Origin of the sequence: Corallococcus terminator, from assembly GCF_049194865.1 — a bacterium.
Classification (GTDB): domain Bacteria; phylum Myxococcota; class Myxococcia; order Myxococcales; family Myxococcaceae; genus Myxococcus; species Myxococcus terminator_A.
In genome coordinates this window covers 133,145-156,329 of record NZ_JBLZWL010000136.1, presented here as the reverse complement: position 1 = coordinate 156,329, position 23,185 = coordinate 133,145, and the positions used below count along the sequence as shown (strand labels likewise).

22 protein-coding genes are annotated in these 23,185 nt (G+C 68.7%); 6 read left to right on the top strand and 16 right to left on the bottom strand.

The annotated features are described in order from the left end of the window. Window positions 1-214 precede the first annotated feature (214 nt). Window positions 215-976 carry an SDR family NAD(P)-dependent oxidoreductase gene (locus ACN469_RS40410; RefSeq protein WP_498777189.1) on the top strand — a complete coding sequence of 254 codons (762 nt, stop codon included), beginning with the start codon at window positions 215-217 and terminating at the stop codon, window positions 974-976. Between the two features lie 21 nt (window positions 977-997). Beyond that, window positions 998-1,852 (top strand): orotidine-5'-phosphate decarboxylase, encoded by an 855-nt coding sequence (gene pyrF, locus ACN469_RS40405; protein ID WP_498777187.1) that lies wholly within the window; start codon window positions 998-1,000, stop codon window positions 1,850-1,852. Window positions 1,853-1,987: 135 nt separating this feature from the next. Here the strand turns inward: pyrF and ACN469_RS40400 are convergent, their stop codons facing one another. Both ACN469_RS40400 and ACN469_RS40395 read right to left on the bottom strand, forming a co-directional pair. Further along, window positions 1,988-4,558 carry a penicillin-binding protein 1A gene (locus ACN469_RS40400; RefSeq protein ID WP_498777185.1) on the bottom strand — a complete coding sequence of 857 codons (2,571 nt, stop codon included), beginning with the start codon at window positions 4,556-4,558 and terminating at the stop codon, window positions 1,988-1,990. A gap of 32 nt (window positions 4,559-4,590) precedes the next feature. Then, window positions 4,591-5,547, bottom strand: coding sequence for an RluA family pseudouridine synthase (locus tag ACN469_RS40395; protein WP_163870918.1), 957 nt, complete (start codon window positions 5,545-5,547; stop codon window positions 4,591-4,593). Window positions 5,548-5,591: 44 nt separating this feature from the next. Between ACN469_RS40395 and ACN469_RS40390 the strand changes: the two genes are divergently transcribed. Beyond that, complete coding sequence (locus ACN469_RS40390; RefSeq protein WP_498777183.1) at window positions 5,592-7,058, top strand: pentapeptide repeat-containing protein; 1,467 nt, start codon at window positions 5,592-5,594, stop codon at window positions 7,056-7,058. Window positions 7,059-7,148: 90 nt separating this feature from the next. Here ACN469_RS40390 and ACN469_RS40385 read toward each other — a convergent pair whose 3' ends face one another. Next, window positions 7,149-7,745 (bottom strand): hypothetical protein, encoded by a 597-nt coding sequence (locus ACN469_RS40385; RefSeq protein WP_498777181.1) that lies wholly within the window; start codon window positions 7,743-7,745, stop codon window positions 7,149-7,151. 80 nt (window positions 7,746-7,825) lie between these two features. Then, the gene (locus ACN469_RS40380) at window positions 7,826-9,442 is read right to left on the bottom strand and encodes a hypothetical protein (RefSeq protein ID WP_498777180.1); all 1,617 of its coding nucleotides are present in this window, start codon (window positions 9,440-9,442) and stop codon (window positions 7,826-7,828) included. A 143-nt stretch (window positions 9,443-9,585) separates the two neighbouring features. Between ACN469_RS40380 and ACN469_RS40375 the strand changes: the two genes are divergently transcribed. Beyond that, window positions 9,586-9,918 (top strand): hypothetical protein, encoded by a 333-nt coding sequence (locus ACN469_RS40375; protein WP_498777178.1) that lies wholly within the window; start codon window positions 9,586-9,588, stop codon window positions 9,916-9,918. Here ACN469_RS40375 and ACN469_RS40370 read toward each other — a convergent pair. The 4 genes from ACN469_RS40370 to ACN469_RS40355 form a co-directional block, all read right to left on the bottom strand. Next, window positions 9,915-10,493, bottom strand: coding sequence for an MOSC domain-containing protein (locus ACN469_RS40370; RefSeq protein ID WP_498777176.1), 579 nt, complete (start codon window positions 10,491-10,493; stop codon window positions 9,915-9,917). The genes ACN469_RS40375 and ACN469_RS40370 overlap by 4 nt on opposite strands. A gap of 35 nt (window positions 10,494-10,528) precedes the next feature. After that, window positions 10,529-11,506 (bottom strand): MBL fold metallo-hydrolase, encoded by a 978-nt coding sequence (locus ACN469_RS40365; protein WP_498777174.1) that lies wholly within the window; start codon window positions 11,504-11,506, stop codon window positions 10,529-10,531. Between the two features lie 79 nt (window positions 11,507-11,585). Next, entirely contained in the window at window positions 11,586-12,539 is a 954-nt protein-coding gene (locus ACN469_RS40360) for a DMT family transporter (RefSeq protein ID WP_498777172.1), read from the bottom strand. A gap of 75 nt (window positions 12,540-12,614) precedes the next feature. Further along, on the bottom strand, window positions 12,615-13,598 hold the full coding sequence (locus ACN469_RS40355) for a GNAT family N-acetyltransferase (RefSeq protein WP_498777170.1): 984 nt from the start codon (window positions 13,596-13,598) through the stop codon (window positions 12,615-12,617). A gap of 192 nt (window positions 13,599-13,790) precedes the next feature. Here ACN469_RS40355 and ACN469_RS40350 point away from each other — a divergent pair, with 192 nt between their 5' ends. Continuing rightward, window positions 13,791-14,354 carry a cytochrome c oxidase assembly factor Coa1 family protein gene (locus ACN469_RS40350; RefSeq protein WP_498777168.1) on the top strand — a complete coding sequence of 188 codons (564 nt, stop codon included), beginning with the start codon at window positions 13,791-13,793 and terminating at the stop codon, window positions 14,352-14,354. Between the two features lie 114 nt (window positions 14,355-14,468). Here the strand turns inward: ACN469_RS40350 and ACN469_RS40345 are convergent, their stop codons facing one another. The 4 genes from ACN469_RS40345 to fsa all read right to left on the bottom strand — a co-directional run bounded on the left by ACN469_RS40345 (window position 14,469) and on the right by fsa (window position 18,360). Continuing rightward, the gene (locus ACN469_RS40345; RefSeq protein WP_498777166.1) at window positions 14,469-15,434 is read right to left on the bottom strand and encodes an electron transfer flavoprotein subunit alpha/FixB family protein; all 966 of its coding nucleotides are present in this window, start codon (window positions 15,432-15,434) and stop codon (window positions 14,469-14,471) included. Window positions 15,435-15,463: 29 nt separating this feature from the next. After that, window positions 15,464-16,261 carry an electron transfer flavoprotein subunit beta/FixA family protein gene (locus ACN469_RS40340; RefSeq protein WP_498777164.1) on the bottom strand — a complete coding sequence of 266 codons (798 nt, stop codon included), beginning with the start codon at window positions 16,259-16,261 and terminating at the stop codon, window positions 15,464-15,466. A gap of 151 nt (window positions 16,262-16,412) precedes the next feature. Continuing rightward, on the bottom strand, window positions 16,413-17,549 hold the full coding sequence (locus tag ACN469_RS40335; RefSeq protein ID WP_498777162.1) for an acyl-CoA dehydrogenase family protein: 1,137 nt from the start codon (window positions 17,547-17,549) through the stop codon (window positions 16,413-16,415). 157 nt (window positions 17,550-17,706) lie between these two features. After that, entirely contained in the window at window positions 17,707-18,360 is a 654-nt protein-coding gene (gene fsa, locus ACN469_RS40330; protein WP_498777160.1) for a fructose-6-phosphate aldolase, read from the bottom strand. A 144-nt stretch (window positions 18,361-18,504) separates the two neighbouring features. Between fsa and ACN469_RS40325 the strand changes: the two genes are divergently transcribed. Continuing rightward, window positions 18,505-19,563 carry a KpsF/GutQ family sugar-phosphate isomerase gene (locus tag ACN469_RS40325; RefSeq protein ID WP_498777158.1) on the top strand — a complete coding sequence of 353 codons (1,059 nt, stop codon included), beginning with the start codon at window positions 18,505-18,507 and terminating at the stop codon, window positions 19,561-19,563. 125 nt (window positions 19,564-19,688) lie between these two features. On the opposite strand, the gene ACN469_RS40320 is transcribed toward ACN469_RS40325, so the two are convergent. The 4 genes from ACN469_RS40320 to dapB are packed head-to-tail and all read right to left on the bottom strand — an operon-like array spanning window position 19,689 to window position 23,156. Beyond that, window positions 19,689-21,053, bottom strand: coding sequence for a tetratricopeptide repeat protein (locus tag ACN469_RS40320; protein WP_498777156.1), 1,365 nt, complete (start codon window positions 21,051-21,053; stop codon window positions 19,689-19,691). Then, entirely contained in the window at window positions 21,050-21,574 is a 525-nt protein-coding gene (gene folK / locus ACN469_RS40315; RefSeq protein ID WP_498777154.1) for a 2-amino-4-hydroxy-6-hydroxymethyldihydropteridine diphosphokinase, read from the bottom strand. Before folK ends, ACN469_RS40320 begins: the two co-directional genes overlap by 4 nt. Then, window positions 21,571-22,344: a fumarylacetoacetate hydrolase family protein gene (locus ACN469_RS40310; protein WP_498777152.1), complete on the bottom strand. Its 774-nt coding sequence runs from the start codon at window positions 22,342-22,344 to the stop codon at window positions 21,571-21,573. Before ACN469_RS40310 ends, folK begins: the two co-directional genes overlap by 4 nt. Next, complete coding sequence (gene dapB / locus ACN469_RS40305) at window positions 22,341-23,156, bottom strand: 4-hydroxy-tetrahydrodipicolinate reductase (protein WP_498777150.1); 816 nt, start codon at window positions 23,154-23,156, stop codon at window positions 22,341-22,343. The genes ACN469_RS40310 and dapB overlap by 4 nt, the downstream gene beginning before the upstream one ends. Window positions 23,157-23,185: the final 29 nt, after the last annotated feature.

Sequence of the window (23,185 nt, the reverse complement as noted above, 5' to 3'; positions counted from 1 at the left end):
GCGTCCCTCCTCGTGGAGACAAGGTGCGGACGAGCAGGCCCCGTGCCATCGGCCCGGCACCGCGCGCGACACGCACGGGAGGGCCAGCGCGTGCATGCTCGTCAACACCCTGGCCCTTCGGACCCGGCCGACCGGACAAGGCCCCGCATGGTTTTGTGTCCCAATTCCGCCGTCAACCGTGCGAGAAGCAGCGACGCAGCCAGGAGGAGACACCATGGCGGAGATGAGCTACCGGACGGCGCTGGTGACGGGCGCCTCGAGCGGCCTGGGACGAGGGTTGGCGCTGTGGCTGGCCAAGCGCGGCCTGCGCGTCTTCGCCGCCGGGCGCAGGATGCCGCAGCTCCAGGCCCTCGCCGCCGAGGCCCAGGCCGCGGGCGCGACGGTGGAGCCCCTGGAGCTGGACGTCACGCGCACGGAGTCCCATCTGGAGCGCCTGCGCGAGCTCGACTCGGAGTGCGGCGGCCTGGACCTCGTCGTCGCCAACGCCGGCGTCGGCGGTGTCACGCATGGCAAGCGCCTGGAATGGGACAAGGTGCGCGCCATCATCGACACCAACGTCACCGGCGCCGCCGCCACGCTGACGGCCGTGCTGCCCAGCATGGTGGAGCGTCGCCGAGGACACGTGGTGGGCATCTCCAGCCTCGCGGGCCACCGGGGGCTTGCGGGACATGCGGCGTACTCCGCCTCAAAGGCGTTCCTCGCCACGTTCATGGAGAGCCTGCGCGTGGACCTGAGCAGCACCGGCGTGCGCGTCACCACCATCTACCCGGGCTTCGTGAAGAGCGAGATGACCGCCGACAACCACTTCCCGATGCCCTTCCTGATGGAGACGGACGCGGCAGTGGAGTTGATGGGCACGGCCATCCTGCGCGGCGACACGGAGCTGTCCTTCCCGTGGCAACTCGCCCTGCCCTCGCGGCTGGCGAAGGTGCTGCCCAATCCCCTGTTCGACGCCGCCGCCCGCCGGCTGCGCTGACGCTTCCCAGGAGCTGGAACGGTGACGACCCCTCAATCCTTCGCCCAGCGCTTCGCCCGGCTCGCCGATGAGCGCTCTCCGTTCTGCCTCGGCGTCGACCCGTCGAAGGACCTGCTCGCGCGCTGGGGACTGCCCGACACCGCGCAAGGCCTCTCCGACTTCTGCGAGCGCATCGCGGACGCGGCCGGTGACAGCGTCGCGGTGGTGAAGCCGCAGAGCGCGTTCTTCGAGCGCCACGGCCCCGCGGGACTCCAGACCCTCCAGGCGTTGATGAAGCGCTTCAAGGCGGCGGGCACGCTCGCGCTGCTCGACGTGAAGCGCGGGGATATCGGCTCCACCATGGACGCCTACGCGGAGACCGTCTTCGGCGCGGGCAGCGCCTACGAAGCGGACGCGGCCACCTTCTCCGCGTACCTGGGCCTGGGCGCGTTGGTGAAGACGATTGAGCGGGCGCGGGCTTCCGGCGCCTGTGCCTTCCTCGTCGTGCGCTCCTCCAACCCGGAGGGCACGTCGCTCCAGACGTCCACGGGTGCCGATGGGCGCACCGTGGCGGAGGTCCTCGCGGACGGCCTGCGTGAGCTGAACGAGAAGGCGGGCCCGGGCGTGCTTCCCGCAGGCGCGGTGATGGGGGCCACCCTTCCCGCGTCGGACCGGGGCATCGTGGAGCGACTTGGCGGTGCGCTGATGCTGACGCCTGGAATCGGCGCGCAGGGCGCCGGCTTCGACGACCTCAAGGGCCTGTTCGCCGGGCGCGAGGCGCAAATCATCCCCACCGCGACGCGCTCCGTGCTCGAAGCGGGGCCGGATGTGGCGTCGCTCCGCGCGGCCATCCAGCGTCACGTGGAGCCCGCGCGCCGCTTCCGCACCGGAGCCTGATGAGGCCGTTGCCGCCGTCCGCACGCCAGGGGCGAATCACCGCCCTGCTGCTTCGACGCCAGAGCCTGTAACGACTCGGGCCCCGCGTCCTCCCGAGGGAGGCGCACGGGGCCCGGAGGTCCACTGGAGCAAGCGCTACTGCGCGCCCATCATGAACTGGTCCACGTCGACCTGGTTCTTGTCGGGCACGGCGTCCTTCGGCTCGGTGCCCTTCTTGAAGAACATCAGCTCCGAGCCCTTCGCGCCGGGGCTGGCAATCTTGCCCGTCTTCTTGTCGATGTGGAGCCGCACCAGGTCCATCGACTGCCACGGGTAGAACTCCGACTGCGGCCGGCCCTCCAGCGCGCGCTTCATGTAGTTGAGCCAGATGGGCAGCGCCGCGCGGCCACCCGTCTCGTAGCGACCGAGCGGATGCGGGTTCAAGTCGTAGCCCACCCACGCCACCGTCACGAGGTCCCTCGTGTACGCCGCGAACCACGCGTCGAAGGAGTCGTTCGTCGTGCCCGTCTTGCCCGCCGCGGGCTTGCCCAGGCGAGTGGCCGGGCCACCCGTGCCCTGGAGCACCACGCCGCGCAGCAGGTGCGTGAGGATGAAGCCGACCTCCGCGCTCATCACCTGCTCACCGGGCTCGAAGAGGCGCGCATAGCCAGCGGCCACGCGGTCCTGCAGCGGCGCCCACGCGTCGTCGAACGCGGTGTGGTCCTCCAGCGTGCGGCCGAAGCGGTCCTCCACCTTGCGCACGAAGTACGTGGGCTTCTTGCGGCCGTAGCGGTTGAACGTCGCGTAGGCGTTGGCCAGGTCCAGCGGGTACACGCACGAGGAGCCGAGCGCCGCGGAGAAGTCCATGTTCATGGGCGTGGTGATGCCCAGCTTCGTGCTCCACGCCGCCATGTTCTTCACGCCCACCGCGCCGAACGTCTTCACCGCGGGGATGTTCATCGAGTTGACGAGCGCGGTGCGCAGCAGCACGTCACCCACGAACTCCTCGCTGTAGTTCGCCGGCTTCCAGGACACCTTGTTGTCCGGGTCGTGCTCGACAATCGGCGAGTCGACGATGACGGTCGCCTCCGTCCAGTTCAGCTGCTCCAGCGCCGCCGAGTACACGAAGGGCTTGAACGAGCTGCCCGGCTGACGGCACGCCTGGAAGGCGCGGTTGAACTCGTTGTCGTCGAAGTCGTACCCGCCCACCATGGCCGTGAGGTACTGGCGGTGGGGGTCCACGGAGACGAGCGCGCTCTGCGCCTCGGGCGTCTGCTCCAGCCGGAAGAGCTTCACACCCTCCTCGGGGATGTCCTCCGCCAGCTTCTTGTCCCACTGCTCCTTGTCGTCCGTGAGGTCCTTCTTCGTCACGTGACGGACGACGACGAGGTCGCCCACGGCGATGGCCTTCTTCACCGACGAAATCATCATCGCCGGGTAGTAGCCCTCCGGGTTCACCTTGCGCGCCCAGCGCATGCCGAGCAGCGGCAGCCGCCCCGCATGCGGGCCCACCTGGATGTCCGCGCCCTTGCCGTCCGAATCCAGCTGGGTGACGGCGGCCACGTAGAGCCGGCCCTCGGAGAGCGCGTCCTTGCCCATGGACTTCTTCGCGCGGTCGATGAAGGTCTTCAGCGCCTCCGGCGTGAGCTGCTGCACCGGCCCGCGCCAGCCCTGGCGCTTGTCCACGGAGAGCAGGCCATCCATCACCGCGTCCTGCGCGGCGCGCTGACGCTCGCTGTCCATGGTGGTGAAGATCTTGAGGCCGTCCTTGAGCAGCACGGGGTTGCCGTACCGGTCCACCACGTCCTTGCGCACCTGCTCCACGAAGTACGGAGCGAACTCGTGGAAGACGTCCTCCACCGGGAACACGTTCACGACCTCCGCATTGGCCGTGTCGTGCTCGGCCTGCGAAATCATCCCCTCCGTCAGCATGCGGCGCAGCACGTAGGAGCGGCGCCTGCGGGCGGCCTCCGGACGCAGGAAGGGCGAATAGCGGCTGGGCGCCTGCGGAAGGCCGGCGATGAGCGTCATCTCCCCGAGCGTCAAATCGCGCACGTCCTTGCGGTAGTAGTTCTCCGCCGCGCTCTGCACGCCGTAGCTGTGGTGCCCGAGGAAGACGTTGTTCAGGTAGAGGTAGAGAATCTCTTCCTTGGTGAGCGACTGCTCCAGCCGCAGGGCGAGGATGGCCTCGCGAATCTTGCGGGTGAGCGTCTTCGCGGTGGCGGACTTGTAGCCCTCCGCGGAGATGAGCACCGCCTTCGCCGTCTGCTGCGTCAGGGTGGAGCCACCCTGGATGCCGCCGGAGCGCAGGCCCAGCTTGGAGCCAATCGTCTTGAAGGCCGCGCGCGAGGTTCCCAGGAGGTCCACGCCGAAGTGGTCGAAGAAGCTGGAGTCCTCGCTGGCGATGAACGCCTGCACCAGCCGCTTCGGAATCCGCTCGTAGGGCACGACCTTGCGGCGCTCGTTGTAGAACTCGCCCGCGAGCACCGCGTCGTCGGTGTAGACCTCCGTGACGATGGGCGGCCAGTACTCGTCCACCTTGGGGATGGCCGGCAGCCCGTCCGAGTACACGTAATAGATGGCGACCAGGCCCACCGCGCCCGCCGTGGCGCCCGTCAAGGCCAGCCAGCCACCCAGCTTCAGCAGCACCTTCCACCAGCGCCCGGGGGGGACCCCCTTGAGCACCAGCTTCGAGCGGCTTCGGTCAGTCGTCTTGGAGTCGGACATACGTGTATCGGAACCTCGCGGGCGTCACGGCCTCAGGGCAGCAATGCGGCCCGCTTGAGCACGTCTCGGAGCTCGGGGGGGATGGGGGCTTCCACTGCCACCTTCGCCCCCCCTTCGGGGTGTGGAAATTCGATGCGCTCGGCGTGCAGGAACAACCTCTTGAGCCCCCAGCGCGCCTGCACGTCGCGGTTGAAGGCGAAGTCACCGTATTTCTTGTCCCCGACCACCGGGTGGCCAATGGAGGCCAGGTGCCTTCTTATCTGATGGGTGCGCCCGGTCTCGATGGAGCAGGACAGGAGCGCCACCTCGCCCGACTGCTTGACGACCTTCCACCGGGTGAGGGCCTCCTGCATGTTGACGCCGCGGCGGGCCTTGGACTCGGCCGTCTGCTGGTGCTCCGACAGGGGCAGGTCGATGACGCCGGACTCCTTGGGCATCTTCCCCTTCACCAGGGTGACGTAGCGCTTCTTGGAGAGCCCGTGGGTGAAGACCTCCGTGAAGTGCACCATCGCCGGGCGCCGCTTGGCGACCAGGATGACGCCGGAGGTCTCCCGGTCCAGGCGGTGGGCGGGTGACGCCGTGAAGTCGTTGCGGACGGCCTTCGGTCCCAGATAGGCGCGCACGTAGTCCACCAGCGTTCCGCCGGTGATGCCGCTTCCGGTATGGACGGCCATCCCGCTGGGCTTGTCCACGGCCATCAACCAGTCGTCCTCTCTCAGAATGACCAGCCGGCTGGGGTCCACCGGCGGGGGTGGACGGTCCACTTTCGGACGGTCCTCTCCCCTGAGCGTCTGCTCGTCGCCACGGATGGTGAGCACGTCTCCGTCCGCGAGCAACTGCTCGGGCTGGGCACGTTTCCCGTTCACCCGCACCTTCTTGGTGCGAATCATCTTGAACAGGTGACTCACGGGGACAGTGGGGAGCCGTTTGCGCAGGAGCTTGTCCAGGCGCATCCCGGCGGTGTCGGTTTCGATTCGGTACTCGATCATTTGTGCTGGCGCGCGGACCAGACCATACGAATAATCCCCGGTCCATGCCGAAAGCCCCCAGTATCGAGCAGCTCCTCCAGAACGGGTCGGCCGAGTGGAACCGACTGCGCAAGGGCGGTCAGGTCCCGACCGAGCACACTGGCGCCACCTTCACGCAACTTTTCTCCGCCAACGCGGACCTCTCGGGCCTCGATCTCACCGGCTCCGAGTGGGAGAAATGCGATCTGTCGAAAATCAACTTCCGGGACACGGACCTGACGAACGCCTATTTCCACGGCGGACGGCTCCAGGACTGTGACTTCCGGGGGGCCAACCTCGAAGGGGCCAACTTCGAGAAGCTGAAGCTGCTCCGCTGTGACTTCACGGGCGCCAAGGGCCTGGACGAAGTGGAGATGGACGATGTGGACATGGACCGGGTGGTCGGTCTGGACGGGGAGGAAGCGCCTCCTCCGCCTCCGCCGCCGGCCCAGGGCATCACCGCGTTCACCCGCGAACAGCGGGAGAAGGCGCTGGGCGTGCAGGCCGCTGCGCTCATGATGGGAGAGCCGTCCGAGGAGCTGCCGCCGTTCAAGCCGCAGGACCCGCCCGGCTCGCTCTTCTTCCGGGGCCTGAAGCGCCTGGCGATGCCGCCGTTGTGGGTGCTGGATGTGCCGGGGTTGCGGCCGCTGGTGCCGCAGCGGATGCCTCCGGGCAGCTCGCTGGAGACGCTCTATCGCGAGGCGGTGAAGACGCGGCTGGAGAACAAGAAGCCGTCGGCGGACCCGGGGGTGGTGGAGAAGGCGCAGAAGGCGCTGCGGATGGGTGCCAAGGACGCGGCCGTGTCGGCCATGTACCTGCGCGAAGTGGGCGTGCTGCCGCTGGCTCGCTTCTCCGCGGCGAAGGTGTTGAAGGCCGCGCTGCGCGAAGAAGTGGACGTGGATGACCTGACGGGGTCCATCGACCCTCGGACGACGGGCGCGCTCTTGGAGCTGCGGCTGACGCACGATGTGGTGGAGCACCTGCAGGAGGCTCGGCGGCGGCTGGCGGCGACGCAGCTGTACACGTCGTTGTTGGAGGCGGGCTTCAACCCGGACAACAACTGGGACGAGGCGCTGGAGTCGAGCGAGGCGGCGCTGGAGCTGGCGCACCTGGCCACGGGCGACAACCGCGACGCGCTGTTCGAGGGCTTCCAGGTCTTCTCGGCGCTGCCCGAGGAGGCGCGGTTGCGCCGGCTGGCGTACCTGGCCGAGTCGGTGTCCAACCTGGAGCTGGTCAGCCGGCTGCCGGAGGGGATGGAGCCGGCGTGGCTGCACGGGCCGGAGACGCGCGAGTGCCACGAGCGGGAGATGACCTACGTCCAGTCGCTGAAGGCCGAGGAGATTCCGACGAAGGTGGCGGCGCTGGCGAAGGCGGAGCTCGGCGTTCCCGAGGGCTCGGTGCCCGAGGAGAGCGACGGGGATTTGTTCATCCACCTGCGCTGTGACGTGTGTGGCAAGGAGAAGCTCATCGTTCAGTCGCCCGACTCGGAGTGACGGCGAGTTGAACGGTGGGGCCCGCGGGGCCGCTGGAGTCCTCTTCGGGACTCGGCGGCCCCGTGGTGTTTCTGGAGGGTGTGGACCGCGTCACGTGAGGCGGCTGTGGGCTTCGATGACCTGGAGGGCCCAGGTGCGGGCGTCGTGGCCAGCCTGCGGAAAGTCGAAGCGGCCGTCCTCGATGAGCTGGACGAGGCGCTCGTCACGCGCGACCAGATGCGGAACCTTCCAAGGGAAGCTGAGCGCCGCTGAGCCGCGCTCCGCATAGTCCTCGTGGGCGACGAGTTCTTCCAGGTAGCGCGCGTACAGGTCGAAGAAGCGGTCCACGTTCGAGGCGAGCGGTATGACGACCGGGCCGTCGAGTTCGTAGGTGTCCACTTCAACGACGGGCTGACATCCTCGCTCGTCCGCCAGGCCAGGGATCGTGGCGAAGTAGTAGGCAAGATTGGCTTCCCCACCGAAGACACAAACCGTCAAGCCCAGGCGCTTCTGCCAACTCTCGCGCCACCAGTGGTTCTTCTCCTCGAGCTGGTTCTCGTCGTCATTGACGCGGAGGAGATAGGCGTCATCCGCGAACCTCGCGCTGCCAGACCTCGAATAGAAGGCCGCCAACATCGGGTCCAGGTGATGCCCGCCCACTTCCTGCCCTGCCTTGAGAAGACGCTGGGCGGGAGCGGTCAGGCGCATATCAAGGGACTCTCGCTTGCACACGGAGAGCAATCGGTCGAACCCTGGCAATATCGGCTGATCCATCGTCGAACTCCCGCTCAGTTCACCTTCGGGAACCGCGACCTCAACGCCTCGAGCGCAGCCTGCTCGGCCCGCTCCATGAAAACCTGCTCACCTCGTGGGACTTGGACACGGTGGTACCAGGACTCGAAATGCGAGTCGATAATCCTCGTCGCGGCCTCGACCTCATCACGCGTCGCGGTTCGCTGGGCGGTCCGGAACTTCGTCCATAGACGACTCACTCGATCATGGATGAAGTCTTCGACCACGGCGAGTCGGCTCGAAGCATTGATGTCCTGCTCGGGGAACAAATGTGCGTATTCCAGGGGACGTCGGTGGTGAACCTGGTAGCGATCTGGAAATGCGTCCATGGTGGGGGCCAAGTCCGGACGGACTTTCTTGTAAGTGGTTCGCGCGGCCTTCCGCAGTCCGTGCTTCTCCCCCAGATCGAGCGGCGTTGACGCCAGCTTCTCGATGCGTGCCATGAGCGCACGCAGTTCGCTCCGTTCGCTGGTGGTGAGTGCCCGCTCCCCTTCAAGCTGAACCTTCGCCCACAGTCGCTCGAAGGCTCGGCCCTCGCTCTGGGACACCCGGGACAGCACGGTCCGCAGCCAGCCGATCGCGGAGTCCTTGCCCTGACGCAGCGCTTTCCAAACGACGCCGCCACCCCGAACCGCGAGGAAGCCCGCGCCCCTGATGGCGACAGCGCCCACGTACCAGAGCGCCAGTTCCTCCACACCCCGCTGAGCCAGCCAGGTGAAGCCCTCCACGACACCTTCTCGCCAGCGCCGCACGATGTCCTCGTGCATCGCCCGGTACTCAGCGGCGACCTCCGGTTCGAGTCCCATCGGTGGAGCGATGCCGACGACTCGCGCGGACTCCACCCAACCGTCACTTTCACTTCGACTGTGTGTCAGCCGGATTCCGAACCGCACCGTACGCGGCCCCATGCCGTCCTGAAAGGCGCGGGCGAGCCGACCCACATCACGACCTGCGCGTGGCGCTGGCGCCAGCGGCGAACCTCCTGCTCCACTCCGAATCACCTGGAAGCGGTGCAGTTCCCACCCCGCCACGCGGCCGTCCTCCAGCACCACGTCGGCCTCCAGCCAGGCCTCGCCACCGTTGGGGACACCCACCCCAGCCAGGAGACGCGTCAGCCCCGCTGGAACCTCGTCGGGCCCAGTGTCATCAGCCCACTGCACTGGAAGCGTCCTGGCCTCGGGTGGGCGCTGCGCGTGGCGATGGAACGCATAGTCCACCGACCACTGCGTCTCGTCCCGGCGCAGCGACAACACGACCTGCCCCGTGCGTTCCAGACCGTAGCCAGCGAGCACCTCTCGCAATGCGAACCGAGTATCCGCTGCTCCGACCAGACCTCCTCGATGCCCCACGCGCTCCCGCGACTCGTAGCCCGTCCAGGTCAGCGCACCTCGCTCCGACCAGAACGTCAGAGTCAGGCGAGCCCCTATCGAGTCGATGTCGCGAACAGCCGCGCCTACCTGTTCGACGACCCGGGCGACCTCTGCTTCGGCGGCCCGATGCATCGCGGACTCGTCCTGAGCCGGGACCGCACCTTGCCCCAGCCAGACGTTGCCACCCGAACCTTCGGAGGTCATCGCGCAGCCCGCCACCATGAGCAGGATGACCAGCAGCATCAACCAGCTAATTGGGTCGGCGGAAACTTTGCGCCGCCCGACACCGCTGGCAGGACTTCCGTTGGTATTCTCGCCGCCCACACGACATCGCATGACAGGCAGATGCGACACGGTCACCCTCGGCATTGGCTTCAAGGAACTTCATGACATCCATCTTCGACTTCTTGAGAGAAGTCGAGCGGCGCCCGAGCATGTTCGTTGGCTGGCCCGACCAAGAACGCGAGAAGCAGCTCCTCAGCCTGGACTTCGTCCTGATGGGCTATCTGTATGCGCTGCACCAACACAAGATTCAGGAGCGAGCGCTAGATTTTCGAAGCGATCTCGGCGCCTTCGTACGGGCGAAACATGGTTGGAGCATGCCATCCGGCCCTATTGGCGCCGTGCTGAGAGAAATCCCCGACGCGAACAAGGCTTGGAACTATTTCTGGTTCCTCGTCTGGGAATTCGAAAAGTACCTCAATGAGCGCCCCAACTAGGGCAGCACGTACGTCACCGGCTTCGGCAACATCACGCGGACGTCATCTCCCGCGCGGATGACTCCGGGCCGGTCCACCCAGGCCACCAGCCCCCTGCGCTCCCATGCGGACTTCACGAAGCGGCTCGCCAGCTTCACGTGGTCCGGATGGTGCTTCTCGATGACCTTCCCCGGACCGATGCACGGCTCGTTCTCCCCTTCCACCGCGAGCACCGCGTCCTCGGGAAAGAACAGCCGTGTTCCCGGCGGCAGGTGCGTCAGCCTCGGCACCCCCGTCAATTCCAGGTTCGCTCCCAGCCACGACGCGAGCACCTTCGGCACTCCGAGCGTCTCCGCCACCAACGCCAGCTCCTCCGTCGACACCAACGAGAGCTGCCGCGTGTTCCGGATGGGCGTCCCCTTCGGGTACCACGGCGTGCGCACGTCCGCAGGCCGCGTGTGCCCCGCGTGCCTGTCTCCGTCGATTCCCTCGAACGTCACCCGCACCTCGGACAACTCCCGAGTCACGAAGGTCTTCTTCTCGGTGCACACCAGGACGCGGACCGCTCGGCCCACGAGCTGCGGAGGATGAGGCATGGCCCCATTCTACTCCGGGCCCCGCCCTCGCCGCCTCACAGCAACGAGAGCTGCTGCGGCTTGCCTCCCAGCGGCCGAGCATCCATTCCCGCGTCCCGCAGCGCCTGCGCCAGCTCCTCCGCGAAGCCGTGACACGTAATCACCTCGCTCGCCCCCGTCGCCTTCACGTAGGCCATCAGCGACGGGAAGTCCGCGTGGTCCGACACCGGAAACGCCACGTCCGCGCCGTACCGCCGCGCCGCACCCGGGTCCATCGCCCACCCTGTCAGCACCGCCGTACCGCGCGGCCACAGATGCGCCAGCGCTCCGCCCCGCGCCTGATGGGGCGGGAAGAACAGCACCTCGCCCGGCTCCACCTTCCCGTGGAAGCACCGCAGGTTTTCAATCGGCACGCCCAGCTCCGCATAGAGCCGCGCCACCTCGAAAATCGACGAGTGCGCCACCAACGGGAACCCCTTGCCCGCCAGGAACTTCATCGCCTCCTGGCTCTTGCCCAGCGGATACCCCAGCACCACCGGCACCGCGTCCCGCTCGAGCTGCCGCCTCACCCACGCCTCCACCTGCCCCCACACCTCGTCACGCGGCGGGAAGCGGTAGCGCGGATGACCGAAGGTCGACTCGATGACGAGCGTGTCGCACTCCGCCACCTCCGTCGCCTCCGCCGTCAACGACGGCACGACATTCAAATCCCCCGTGTAGACGATGCGCCGTCCATCCGCGCGGATGACGCGGAGCTGCGCGCTGCCCAGAATGTGCCCGGCCGGCAGCAGCTCCAGCACCAGCGGCCCCAGCTCGAAGGGACGCCGATACGGCGCGGCCAACGGCGCACTCACCGGCCCCAGCCGATGCTCCATGAAGCGCAGCGTCGCCACCGTGGCGATGGTGCGCTCATGCCTGGCGATGTGGTCCGAATGCCCGTGGCTCACGAAGCTCAGCGGTGACTTCCGCTTCGCATCCAGGGACAGGAGGGTGCCCGTCAGGTGCAACCCGTTTCGACGCAGCTCCACGCTCATGGGAAGGGCCCGGATATAGCGCGTCCACTCCCCCGTGGGCCGCTTCTCTCACGGCCCGCGCCCGTCCGCCTGGAGGGCGTCAGCCCGTCCCCTGCACTCCCTGTCGCCTTGACTTCCACCACGTCCAGGCCGGCGTCCCCAGCTCCGCCACCAGCACGCCCGTCAGGATGAGCCCACCGCCCATCGCCTCCGGCGCGCCCAGCACCTCGTAGCCCAGCACCACCGAGTAGATGGACGCGAACACCGGCTCCAACGCGTAGATGACCGCCGCGCGCACCGCCGACGTCCGCGCCTGCGCCCACGTCTGGATGCTGATGGCCAGCGCGCTCGGCAACAGCCCGCACACCAGCACCGCCGTCACCAGCGACGCATTCCACTCCACCTTGCGCGTCACGAAGGGCAGGCACGCCGCGGACAACAACGCCACGCCCCACAGCTGCACCGCCACCATCCCCAGCACACCCTCCTTCGACGCGTAGCGCTCCGTGAGGGTGATGTGCGCCGCGTACGCCACCGAGCAGCCCAGCGACAGCAACTCCCCCAGGCTCAGCCAGGCGCCTCCCTCACCGGGCGCGGGCCGCGTGAGCAGGTAGAGCCCCACCGCCGACAGCGCCACGCCCAGCAGCGACGCGGGCTTCGGCATCCGCCGGAACACCAGCAGCGACAACACCGGCACGAACAGCACGGCCATTCCGGTGATGAACGCCGAGCGCGACGGCGTGGTGAGCGTCAGCCCCCACGTCTGGAGCGCGAAGCCCAGGAACAGGAACGTGGCCAGCACCGCGCCATGGCGCAGGTTCTTCGGCGTAAACACCTGCCGCCCCGCCAACGCACTCAGCACCAGCGCGCCCACCCCGAAGCGCAGGGTGAGGAAGGTGAAAGGGTCGGCGAACCCCAGGGCGTCCTTCACCACCACGAAGGTGACGCCCCAGATGAGGGTGATGAAGAGCAGCGCGCCGTCCGCCTGGAGGCCCTTGAGCCGCCCAGGGCGAGTCGGCTCGCGCCCCATGCTGTCGGGAGTCGAGCTGGTCACGGAAGTCCTACCGATGCGAAGGCGCGGAGCGGGTGCTTTTGACGCACCCAGAAGCCCCACGCAACCCCCGTGGACTCAGGGGCCGGAGTCCCGCTCCAAAACCACCAGTCGCTTGGACCGCCCCGCGGCGTCCCAGGCCTCATTCGTCCGCCGGGTCAGCGCGTCCGAAGAGCGACGAAAGCCCACGCCCTCGAACGTTCGCAGCGACGCGGCGTTGTCGTCGTCCACGTCCGCCTGGACGCTCGGCTCTCCCTGTCGGTGAGCCTCCTCCAGCAGGCAGGCCAACAGCTGGGTGGCCACCCTCATCCGCCGTGCCTGAGGCGCCACCACCAGCGAGCGCACCCAGACTCCATCCAGCGGCAGCCCCTCCTGTCGATACGAGTCCACCCACGCGAAGCCGTGGAGCTTCCCCTTCGCGTCCATCGCACCGGCCGCCGCGCCACGGCGCTCTGGCAGCTCCAGCCCCCAGCGATCTCGAAGCTGACGGCGCAGGAAGCTGGCGGAGACCACCAGCCGCTCGCTCGCGAAGGTGAGCAGCGCGTCCTGGTCCTCCGCCCGCAACAGCCGGACCTCCAGCGGCCCCACCCAGTGGCGCCGCAGCGGCTTCGACCAGCCGGAGAAGAAGAAGTCCCTCACGCCCCGATAGACTAGCCGGGTCTCGGGACGCGCCCACGCCGTCGCCAGCGTCCGCTGCGCCACCCAGAGCGCCGGACGGAAGGGCCCGGGCAGCGGCACCCGCCACCTGCCACGCCGCAACGCCACCACCCGCCCGAGCACCTCCCCGCCCGAGCGCTCCTCCGCGCCCAGCAGCGTGGCCGTCCTCCAGGGCTCGGTGGACACCACCACGCGCGCCGTCAGCATCCGCCCCTGGCGCACCAGCACCACATCCCCGCGCGACGTCGCGCCTGGCCCGCAGCGCAGCACGCGCACCGCGTCCGCCGAGCGCAGCAGCGGATACAGGTCCTGCCCCACACCTCGCACCCAGAGCCGCTGCCCCGGAGGCAGGGCCTCCAATACGTCCAGCAGCACGTCGGTGGACGGCGTCTTCCGCGGCGGCACGCGCCACCTCCAGGGAAGTCCGGCCCCACACGAGCCTTCCCCGTCGCTCGTCCTTCCGAATGTAGCCGCTCCCCTCTCCCACACCAACCGACGCGAGGCACTCCAACCCGAAGCCCTATCCCCCACGCGTCCGGCTCGCTAAGAGAGAGGAGCGCCACCCCGCCGGGAGGTGGCGCAAGAAGGAGAGATGTCATGGACGCGACGCCCGAGGGCTCGCTGGTGCCGCAACAGGGGTGGTGGAGCCGCAACTGGAAGTGGTTCGTGCCGGTGGGCTGTCTGGGCGTGCTGGCCTCGTGCGGCTGCCTGGGCTTCGCGCTCGTGGGCTTCGGCTACTCGTCGCTGAAGAACATGGACGCCTTCACCGAGGCCGTGGCCATTGCCCGCTCCGATGCGGAGGTGCGCAGCGCGCTGGGCTCGCCCATCGACAACGGTCTGCCCAAGCAGACGTCGGTGCAGACCCTGAACGGCGTGACGCACGCGCGGCTCGCCATTCCGCTCGACGGGCCCCAGGCGGACGGCCTGCTGCACGTCGACGCGAAGAAGCAGGGCGATGGCGAGTGGGAGTACGACACCCTCGCCGTGGAGCTGGAGGACGGCTCGCGCATCGACCTGCGCGACGACGCCCCACGAGAGCAACCCGACGTCTTCCCCGACAACGACGGCGCGGAGCAAGCCCCGCTGCCACCGCCCTCGGAGCCACTCGGCGGGGAAGAGGAAGCCCCGGCCCGCGGACGCGACAGCGACATCGAGCTGTAGACGCGCACGAACTCCGGGAGCAGAGACACCGCGCTCCTGAGAAACGACGAAGGGGCGGCGCGGGGACAGTGCCCCACGTCGCCCCTCGTCTTCGGCCCTTGGCGGGCCGGAGTGCTACTTCAGCTTGTGCAGCTCCGTGCGCAGCTCGGGCAGGACCTTGAAGAGGTCCGCGACGATGCCGTAGTCAGCCACCTGGAAGATGGGAGCCTCGGCGTCCTTGTTGATGGCGACGATGGTCTTCGAGCTCTTCATGCCCGCCAGGTGCTGGATGGCGCCGCTGATGCCCGCGGCGATGTACAGCGACGGAGCGACGACCTTGCCCGTCTGGCCGACCTGCAGGTCGTTGGGAACCCAACCCGCGTCGCACACCGCGCGGGACGCGCCCACTGCGGCGCCCAGCTCGTCCGCCAGCGCTTCAATCTCCTTGAAGTCGCCCTTGGTGCCACGACCACCGGAGATGACGACCTTCGCCTCGGTCAGCTCCGGGCGAGCGCTCTTCACTTCCTTGAACTCGACGAACTTCGTCTTCGACGCTTCAACCTTCGGCGCGAAGGTCTTCACCTCGGCGGCGCCCTCGCCCGTACCGGCGGCGGCGAACTCCGTGGCGCGCACGGTGAACACCTTCACCGGCGTGGTGAGCTTCACCTCGGCGAACACGTTGCCGGCCCACATGGGACGGTTGAAGGTGATGTCCGCGCCCGAGCCGTTCAGGCCCGTGATGTCCGTGGCCATGGCGGCCTTCAGACGCGCGGCGAGGCGGGGCATCAGGTCCTTGGCCTGCGCGGTGGACGCCATGCCCACGTAGTCCGCCTTCAGCTCGGTGGCGAGCGTGGCGAGCGCGGGGGCGTACGTCTCCGCGAGGTAGTGCTCCAGCTCCGCGGCGGCGCCCACGTGCACGGCCTTGGCGCCGGTGCCCTTGAGCTCGTCGGCGACCTTCGCGGGGTCCTTGCCGATGAGGGCGATGTGAAGCTCCGCGCCGGCCTTGTCGGCCAACTGCTTGCCCGCGGTGATGGCGTTGAGAGAGGCCTTGCGAAGGTGCCCGTCCGGCTGCTGCTCGGCGACGATGAGAACGATTGGCATGGGAGTGTCTTTCGTATCTTCCGAGAGGGTTAGACGACCTTCGCCTCGTTGCGCAGCTTGTCCACCAGCGTGGCCACGTCCGGCACCTTGATACCGGCCTTGCGCGCCGGCGGGGACGAGAGCTTCACGATCTGGATCTTCGGGGCGACGTCCACGCCCAGCTTCTCAGGCGTCAGCTCCTCGATGGGCTTGCTCTTCGCCTTCATGATGCCCGGGAGGCTGGCGTAGCGCGGCGTGTTGAGGCGCAGGTCGGTGGTGATGACGGCGGGCAGCTGGCACTCCAGCGTCGCCAGCCCGTTGTCGACCTCGCGAATCACGCGCACGGCCTTGCCGTCCGCGGTCAGCGTCACGGCGGGGACCTTGTTCTTCTCCTGCTCGCTCTCCATCGACTCCACCTTGGAGGCGAACGTGGCCTGGCCCCAGCCCAGGAACTCGGCCAGGTACTGGCCCACCTGGTTCTGGTCGTCGTCGATGGACTGCTTGCCCAGGATGACGAGGTCCGGCTTCTCCTTCTCCGTCACCTTCTGGAGCAGGCCGGCGATGCCGAGCTGGTCCAACGGGCCGGTGTGGTTCACCCACACGGCGCGGTGCGCACCCATGGCCAGGGCGTGCCGGAGCTGCTCCTGCACTTCCTTGCCGCCGATGGACACCACCACCACTTCACCCTGGTGCTTGGCGACGAGCCGGAGACCTTCCTCCACGCCAATCTCGTCGAAGGGGTTGATCTTGTACTTGAGCCCCTCCTGCACGATGCCCGAGCCGTCGGGCTTCACCTTGATTTTGGACTCTGGGTCTTCCACGCGCTTGGCGGTGACGAGGATCTTCACGGCTGGGCTTCTCCTTGCGGGAGGCGTTTATGAAGGCAGGAAAACAGTCCGTGCGGGCCGCCTTGACGCGGCGCGCGAACGGTCTGGGTTAATAGGCATCCGGGTGTCACGGCGGCAATGGGAAACGGCCGCCGGACACAGTTCTGCTTTTCTACCTGAACAGTTCCTTCGCGATGACGAGCCGCTGGACCTGACTGGTGCCCTCGTAGACCTGGATGAGCTTGGCGTCTCTCATCAGCTTCTCGACGGGGTACTCCTTGATGTAGCCGTAGCCGCCGTAGACCTGGACCGCGTCGGTGGCGACCTTCATCGCCATGTCCGCGGCGAAGGACTTGGCGTAGCTGGACTGCAGGGTGTTGCGCTGCCCCTGGTCCAACAGCCACGCGCTCTCGTAGGTGAGCATGCGGGCCGCGTGGGTGTTCATGGCCATGTCCGCAATCATGAACTGGATGGCCTGGTGCTCGATGATGGGCTTGCCGAACGTCTTGCGCTGCGAGGCGTACTCCATGGAGTGCTCGAGCGCGGCGCGGGCGATGCCCACGGAGAACATGGCGGTGAGCGGGCGGCTGTTGTCCAGGGTCGCCATGGCGATGGCGAAGCCCTGGCCCTCTTCACCGATGCGGTTCTTCACCGGGACGCGCACGTCCTCGAACGTCAGCGACACGGTGTCGCTGGCGCGCTGGCCCATCTTGTTCTCGTGCTTGCTGACCGACAGCCCCTGAGGGCGACCTTCCACGACGAAGCAGGTGATGCCCTTGTGCTTCTTCGTTTTGTCCACCGTGGCGAACACCGTGTACTGCTCGGCGTGGCCACCGTTGGTGATGAAGCACTTGGCGCCGTTGATGACGTACTCGTCACCCTCGCGGCGCGCCGTGGTCTGCATGTTGGCGACGTCGCTGCCGGCCTCCGGCTCGGTGAGGCAGAAGGAGGAGAACTTCAGCCGCTCGGCGAAGTGGCTCAAGAGGCGCTTCTTCTGGTCCTCGGAGCCGTGGAGGATGATGGGGAGGTTGGCCAAATCATTGGCGATGATGGACGTGGCCACGCCCGCACAGCCCCAGCTCAGCTCCTCCGCGACAATCGTCTGGTCCAGGTGCGACAGGCCCACGCCGCCGTACTCCGCGGGGGCGGCCATGTTGAGCAGGCCCAGCTCGAACGCCGTGGCGAGAAGGTCCCGAGGAAAGGTGGCCGTCTCGTCGTAGTGCGCCGCCTTGGGGCGAACCACCTCGCGGGCGTACTTGCGCGCCGCCTGCTGGAGCGCGCGCTGGTCCTCGGTGAGCTGGAATTCCATGAGATTCCTCGGTGGTGCGATGACGCGTTGACTCGGAAGTCAACGAATACATGCCGCCACGCGAAATCTCCAGCCCAACCCGCCTGGGAAAGTGGAGCCCAGGGGGGCAAGCGACACCCCGGGGGCCACCCAGGCCCCACGGGGACTCAGGGTGCGCCTACTTCTTCGCCTTGGGGACCTTTTCCCAATCCGCGAGGAACTTCTTGATGCCCGCGTCGGTGAGCGGGTGGTTGGCCAGCTGGGTGATGACGCTGTAGGGCAGCGTGGCGACGTGCGCGCCCATGCGGGCGGACTGGAGCACGTGCACGGGGTTGCGCACGCTGGCGACCAGCACCTGCGTGTCGAAGTCGTAGTTCTGATAAATCTCCAGGATGGCGGCGATGAGCTCCATGCCGTCCTGGGAGATGTCGTCCAGCCGACCGACGAAGGGCGACACGTAGGTGGCGCCGGCCTTGGCGCACAGCAGGGCCTGGTTGGCGGAGAAGATGAGGGTGACGTTGGTGCGGATGCCCTCGGCGGTCAGCGCCTTGACGGCCTTCACGCCCTCGACGCCCATGGGAATCTTCACCACGACGTTGTCGTGAATCTTCGCCAGGGTGCGGCCCTCGGCGATGAGCCCCTCGGCGTCCAGGGACACGGCCTCCGCGCTGATGGGGCCGTCGACGATGGAGCAGATCTCCCGGATGGTCTCTTCCAGCCCGCGGCCGACCTTGGCCAGCAGGGAGGGGTTGGTGGTGACGCCGTCCACGCAGCCCATGGCGTGGGCCTTGCGGATTTCCTCGACGTCCGCGCTGTCGATGAAGAACTTCATCTCGTCACTCTCCTGGGTGGCCCCGTGAAGGGCTGGAAAAGGAATGGCCCTGGGGGCCGGGCGAGCAGGCGCGTAACTGATGCCCCCCCACGCGTCAAGGGTGGCCACCGTGGTGTCTGGCAGGTACAAGGCGAAGCCGACGCCATGGCCCGCTCCCCTCGCTCCGCCGTCAAGAAGCCCCGTCTGCGCGCCCTCCCGGGCCGCTCCACTCCGGCCCCCTCGTCCGAGCCGGACGACGAGGCGCTGCTCGCGTGCGCGCGCGACGTGCTGGAGGCGGAGGCGAACGCCATCCTCGGCGTGACGGAGCGGCTGGGCGCGTCCTTCCTGAAGGCCGTGCGGCTGGTGCGCGAGTGCGCGGGTCAGGTGATTGTCACGGGCATGGGGAAGGCGGGCCACATCGGCCAGAAGCTCTCCGCCACGCTGGCGTCCACGGGCATCCGCTCCGTCTTCCTCCACCCCGCCGAGGCGGTGCATGGAGATTTGGGCCGCGTGGCGCGCGGGGACGTCATCCTCGCGATGTCCAACAGCGGCTCCACGGAGGAGCTGCTGCGCCTGATGCCCGCGTTCAAGCGCATGGCCACGCCGGTCATCGCGCTCACGGGCGACGCTCAGAGTCCGCTGGCGAAGGCAGCGGACGTGGTGCTCGACATCGGCCGCATCGCGGAGGCGTGTCCCATGGGCATGGTGCCCACCGCGTCCACCGCCGCGCTGCATGCGCTGGGCGACGCGCTCACCATGGCGGTGATGCGCTCGCGGCCCTTCGGCACGGATGAGTACGCGCTCTTGCATCCCGGCGGGAAGCTGGGCCGCTCCGTGCAGCGCGTCTTCGAGCTGATGCGCACGGGCCCCGCCAACCCGCTGGTGCGAGACACCGCTCCGCTGTCCGAAGTCGTGGGCGTGATGACGAAGACGCCGGGACGTCCGGGCGCGGCCTGCGTGGTGGACCGACGCGGGCGGCTGGTGGGCATCTTCACGGATGGCGACTTGCGCCGCCGCGTGGAGCAGGGCCTCACCGACTTCTCCATCCCCGTGCGCGACATCATGGGCAAGCAGCCGCGCTGCGTGACGCCGGACACGCTGGTCATCGCCGCCACCGCGCAGATGCGCGAGCTGCGTGTGGACCAGCTCCCCGTCGTGGATGTCGAGGGCCGCGCCGTGGGCCTGCTCGACGTGCAGGACCTGCTCGCCGCGAAGTTCGTCTGAGCGCCCGGCACCGCACGCGCCGACCCTGGTGAAGCCGCTCGGAGCGCCCGCATCGACGGGCGCTCACGATGCCCGCCTCACCGAAGCACCGGGCGTCGTCATGACGCCCGTGCTCCTCGTGACGCCTACTGCGTGAGCTTCGCCTGGATGGACGCCTTGTTGAAGTTGGGCGCGTCCGAGGCCAGCTTCTCCCACAGGGCCTTGGCGCCCTTCTCGTCGCCCTTGGCCTTGAGGGTGTCGCCCAGCTGCTCCACCGACGACGGGTCCGACTGCACCGCCACGCCCCACACGCGCGCGGCCATGGGACGTCCCAGGCCCACCAGCGCCCAGGCCATGCCCGCCTTCGCGCGGCCGTTCTCCGGCTGGAAGGGCACCACGCGCGTGTAGTTGCCGAGCGCCTCCTGGAAGCGCCCCTTCGCCAGGTGCTCCTCGCCCTCGTCCACCAGCTTCGCCAGGCCCTGCTCCAGCTCCGGCGTGCGCTCGGTGTTCTGCACCGCGTCCACCATCTCCTTCGTCAGCGGGCGCGGCACGTCCGGCCCCTGGGCCACGGGCGCCTGCGCCAGCCGGATGCGACGGTCCTCGGCGCGCGACGCGAGCAGCTTCGAGCGGCCTCCCGCCTTCACCGTCTCGTCCGCCAGCGTCGCCAGCCGCTTCGCCGCCGCCGCGCGCGAGGAGTTGGGGTTCATCGCCTGCACGGCCTCGAAGCCCTCGCGCGCCTGCTTCAGCGCCGCCAGGTCCTCGCCCTTCGTCTCGAACAGCACCGCCGAGCGCCCGTAGAGCGACTCCTCGTGCCGGGGCTCCACGTCCAGCACCGCGACATACGCGGCCAGCGCGCCCGCCGCGTCACCGGAGAGGAAGAGCGCGTTGGCGCGCATCACCGCCGTCTCCAGCGCGGGCTCCAGCGCCCCGCGAGCACAGGCCGCCGCGCCCGCCACGTCGCCCTTCTTCGCGCGCGCCTGGGCCACCTCGCCCATCGCCTCCAGCGCCTGCCCCGTCGTGAAGCCGCAGCCCGCGGCCTCCGCCGTGGCCAGCGGCGCCTTGCCCAGCTTCTTGCGCTGCGCGAGGAACAAGTCCCGCACCGGCTTCGCGCGCTCGTCGGCCTGCAGCAGGTACGTCGCCGCCTCCGCGTTGCGGCCGTTCAGGTAGTACAGGCGCCCCAGCGACGCCGCGATTTCGAAGGTCTTCTCCCGCCCCTGCAGCCCCTCCGTCGAGTCGAGCTGACGCAACAGCTCCTCCGCGGACGGAGGCGCCTTGCCGGTGCCGGACAGCGGGGGATGGCCAGAGGGCAGCTCGCCCATGGGCGCGGCGGCGGGAGCGGCCCCGCCCTCCACCGGAGGATGGCCCTCGGGCAGCGCGCCACCACCCATGGCGGCGGACGGCTTCGCGGGCGACACCTGGGTCCCCGGAGGGACGACCGGGTGACCAGGGGGCAACGGGGAAGGCTCGGCGGCGAGCAGCGCCGCGGTGGCCAGGGCCAGGGAAAGGTTCATGTCTCGTTGCTCGACAGGCTCGCTTCGGGCCACGCGGTGGCCTCACTCCTGCGGACATCCTGCGGGGCGAGTTTCCCGAGGAGCTCCTTCACCGTCATTCCCAGCACGGGGTGCAGCAAGGCAGGCGACAGCTCCGCCAACGGCTCCAGGGCGAAGCGCCGCTTGTGCAATTCCAGATGCGGCACCTGGAGGTGCGGGTCGGCCACCACCTGTCCCTCGCAGAAGAGGATGTCCAGGTCGATGGTGCGCGGGCCCCAGTGCTGCTCGCGCCGCCGGCCCAGGTCCTTCTCAATCTGCTGAAGAATCACGAGCAGCCGCTGCGGCGACAAATCGCAGTCCAGCGCCACCACCGCGTTCAGATAGCGCGGCTGCGGCGGCCCCACCGGGGCGCTGTCGAAGAGGGAGGAACAACGAAGCACGGCCACCGCGTCGATGCGGGACAGCGCGGTGAGAGCGGCGACGAGGTGGGATTCGCGGTCCCCCTCATTCGAGCCCAACCCGACATAGATGATGGTGCTCACGGCTCCAGCTCAACCGGATTGAGGAGCGTCCCGATTCCCTCGATCTCCACCTCGACCGAGTCACCGGCCGACAGCTTCCCTACCCCCGACGGCGTGCCGGTGCTGATGAGGTCCCCCGGCAGCAGCGTCATGATGTGGGAGATGAACGCCACCAGCCGAGCAGGGCTGAACACCATGTCGGACGTGCGGCTGTCCTGGCGCACCTGCCCGTTCACCCGGCAGGAAATCTGGAGGTCCGCCGGGGACAGCCCCGTCACCGCCCACGGGCCCGCGCACGCGAACGTGTCGTAGCCCTTGGCGCGGGTGTGCTGCGTCTCGCGCTTCTGGATGTCGCGCGCGGTGACGTCGTTGAAGCAGGTGAGGCCCCAGATGGCGCGCGCGGCCGTCGTCTCGTCGGCGTTCTTCAGCCGCTCGCCGATGACGAGCGCCAGCTCCGCCTCGTAGTGCACTTCCTGGCTCGCCTTGGGGATGCGGATGGGCGAGCGCGGGCCGTTGAGCGCGGTGGAGGGCTTGGTGAAGATGAGCGGCTCGGTGGGGACGGGCTTGCCCATCTCCTCCGCGTGCTTGCGGTAGTTCTGGCCGATGCAGACGACTTTGGATGCGTCCGACGGCACCAGCAGCGTCACCGCCGACAGCGAGCGGCGGATGCCCGTGTCCTTCACCCCGGCCAGCCAGGGGGCCGAGGAGAGCACCACCACCTCGGCGCCCTCGACGCGGCCATGGTTCGCGCGGCCTTCGTGGAGGAAGCGGCAGTAGCGGGCGGTCGTCATGAGGTCCTCTGGAAGCCGAGCACGTCGGCCATGTCATACAGCCCCGGAGGGCGGCCCACCACCCAGCGCGCCGCGCGCAGGGCCCCCAGGCCGAATTGATCTCGACTGGTGGCCCGATGCGTCAGCTCGATGCGCTCGCCCTCACCGAAGAAGTACACGGTGTGCTCACCCACCACATCCCCGCCTCGCAGCGTCTGCACGCCAATCTCGCTGGCGGGCCGGGCGCCAATCTGGCCCTGACGGGCGAACGTCAGGTCGTCCTGCGTGCGGCCCAGCGCGGAGGCGAGCACCTCCGCCAGCCGCAGCGCGGTGCCGCTGGGCGCGTCCTTCTTCATCCGGTGGTGCGCCTCCAGGACCTCCACGTCGAAGCCCGGCCCCAGCACCCGCGCCAGCTCCGCGGCCACGCGGATGGTCAGGTTGACGCCCACCGACATGTTCGGCGCGGCGACGATGGGAATCGCCTTCGCGCTCTCCGCCAGCAGCGCCGAGGACTCCGGTGAGAAGCCCGTGGAGCCGCAGACGAAGGCCACGCCGCGCTCCGCGCACGCCTTCGCGTGGGCCACGCTCACCTCGGCGCTGGTGAAGTCGATGACGACGTCTGCCTTCGCCATGTCGAGCGCGCGGGCCAGGTCATCCACCACCTGCACCTCCAGCGCGCCCAGCCGAGCGGCGAGGCCCGCGTCCAGCCCCACCGCGGTGCTGCCCGGCCGCTCCGTGGCGCCCACCACCTGCAGGTCCTCCGCGTCACGCGTCAGGCGCAGCAGCGTGCTGCCCATGCGACCGGTGATGCCGGTGATGACGGTGCGAATCATGTGGCCGCGCTCCTCGGTGTCGTGTCGTG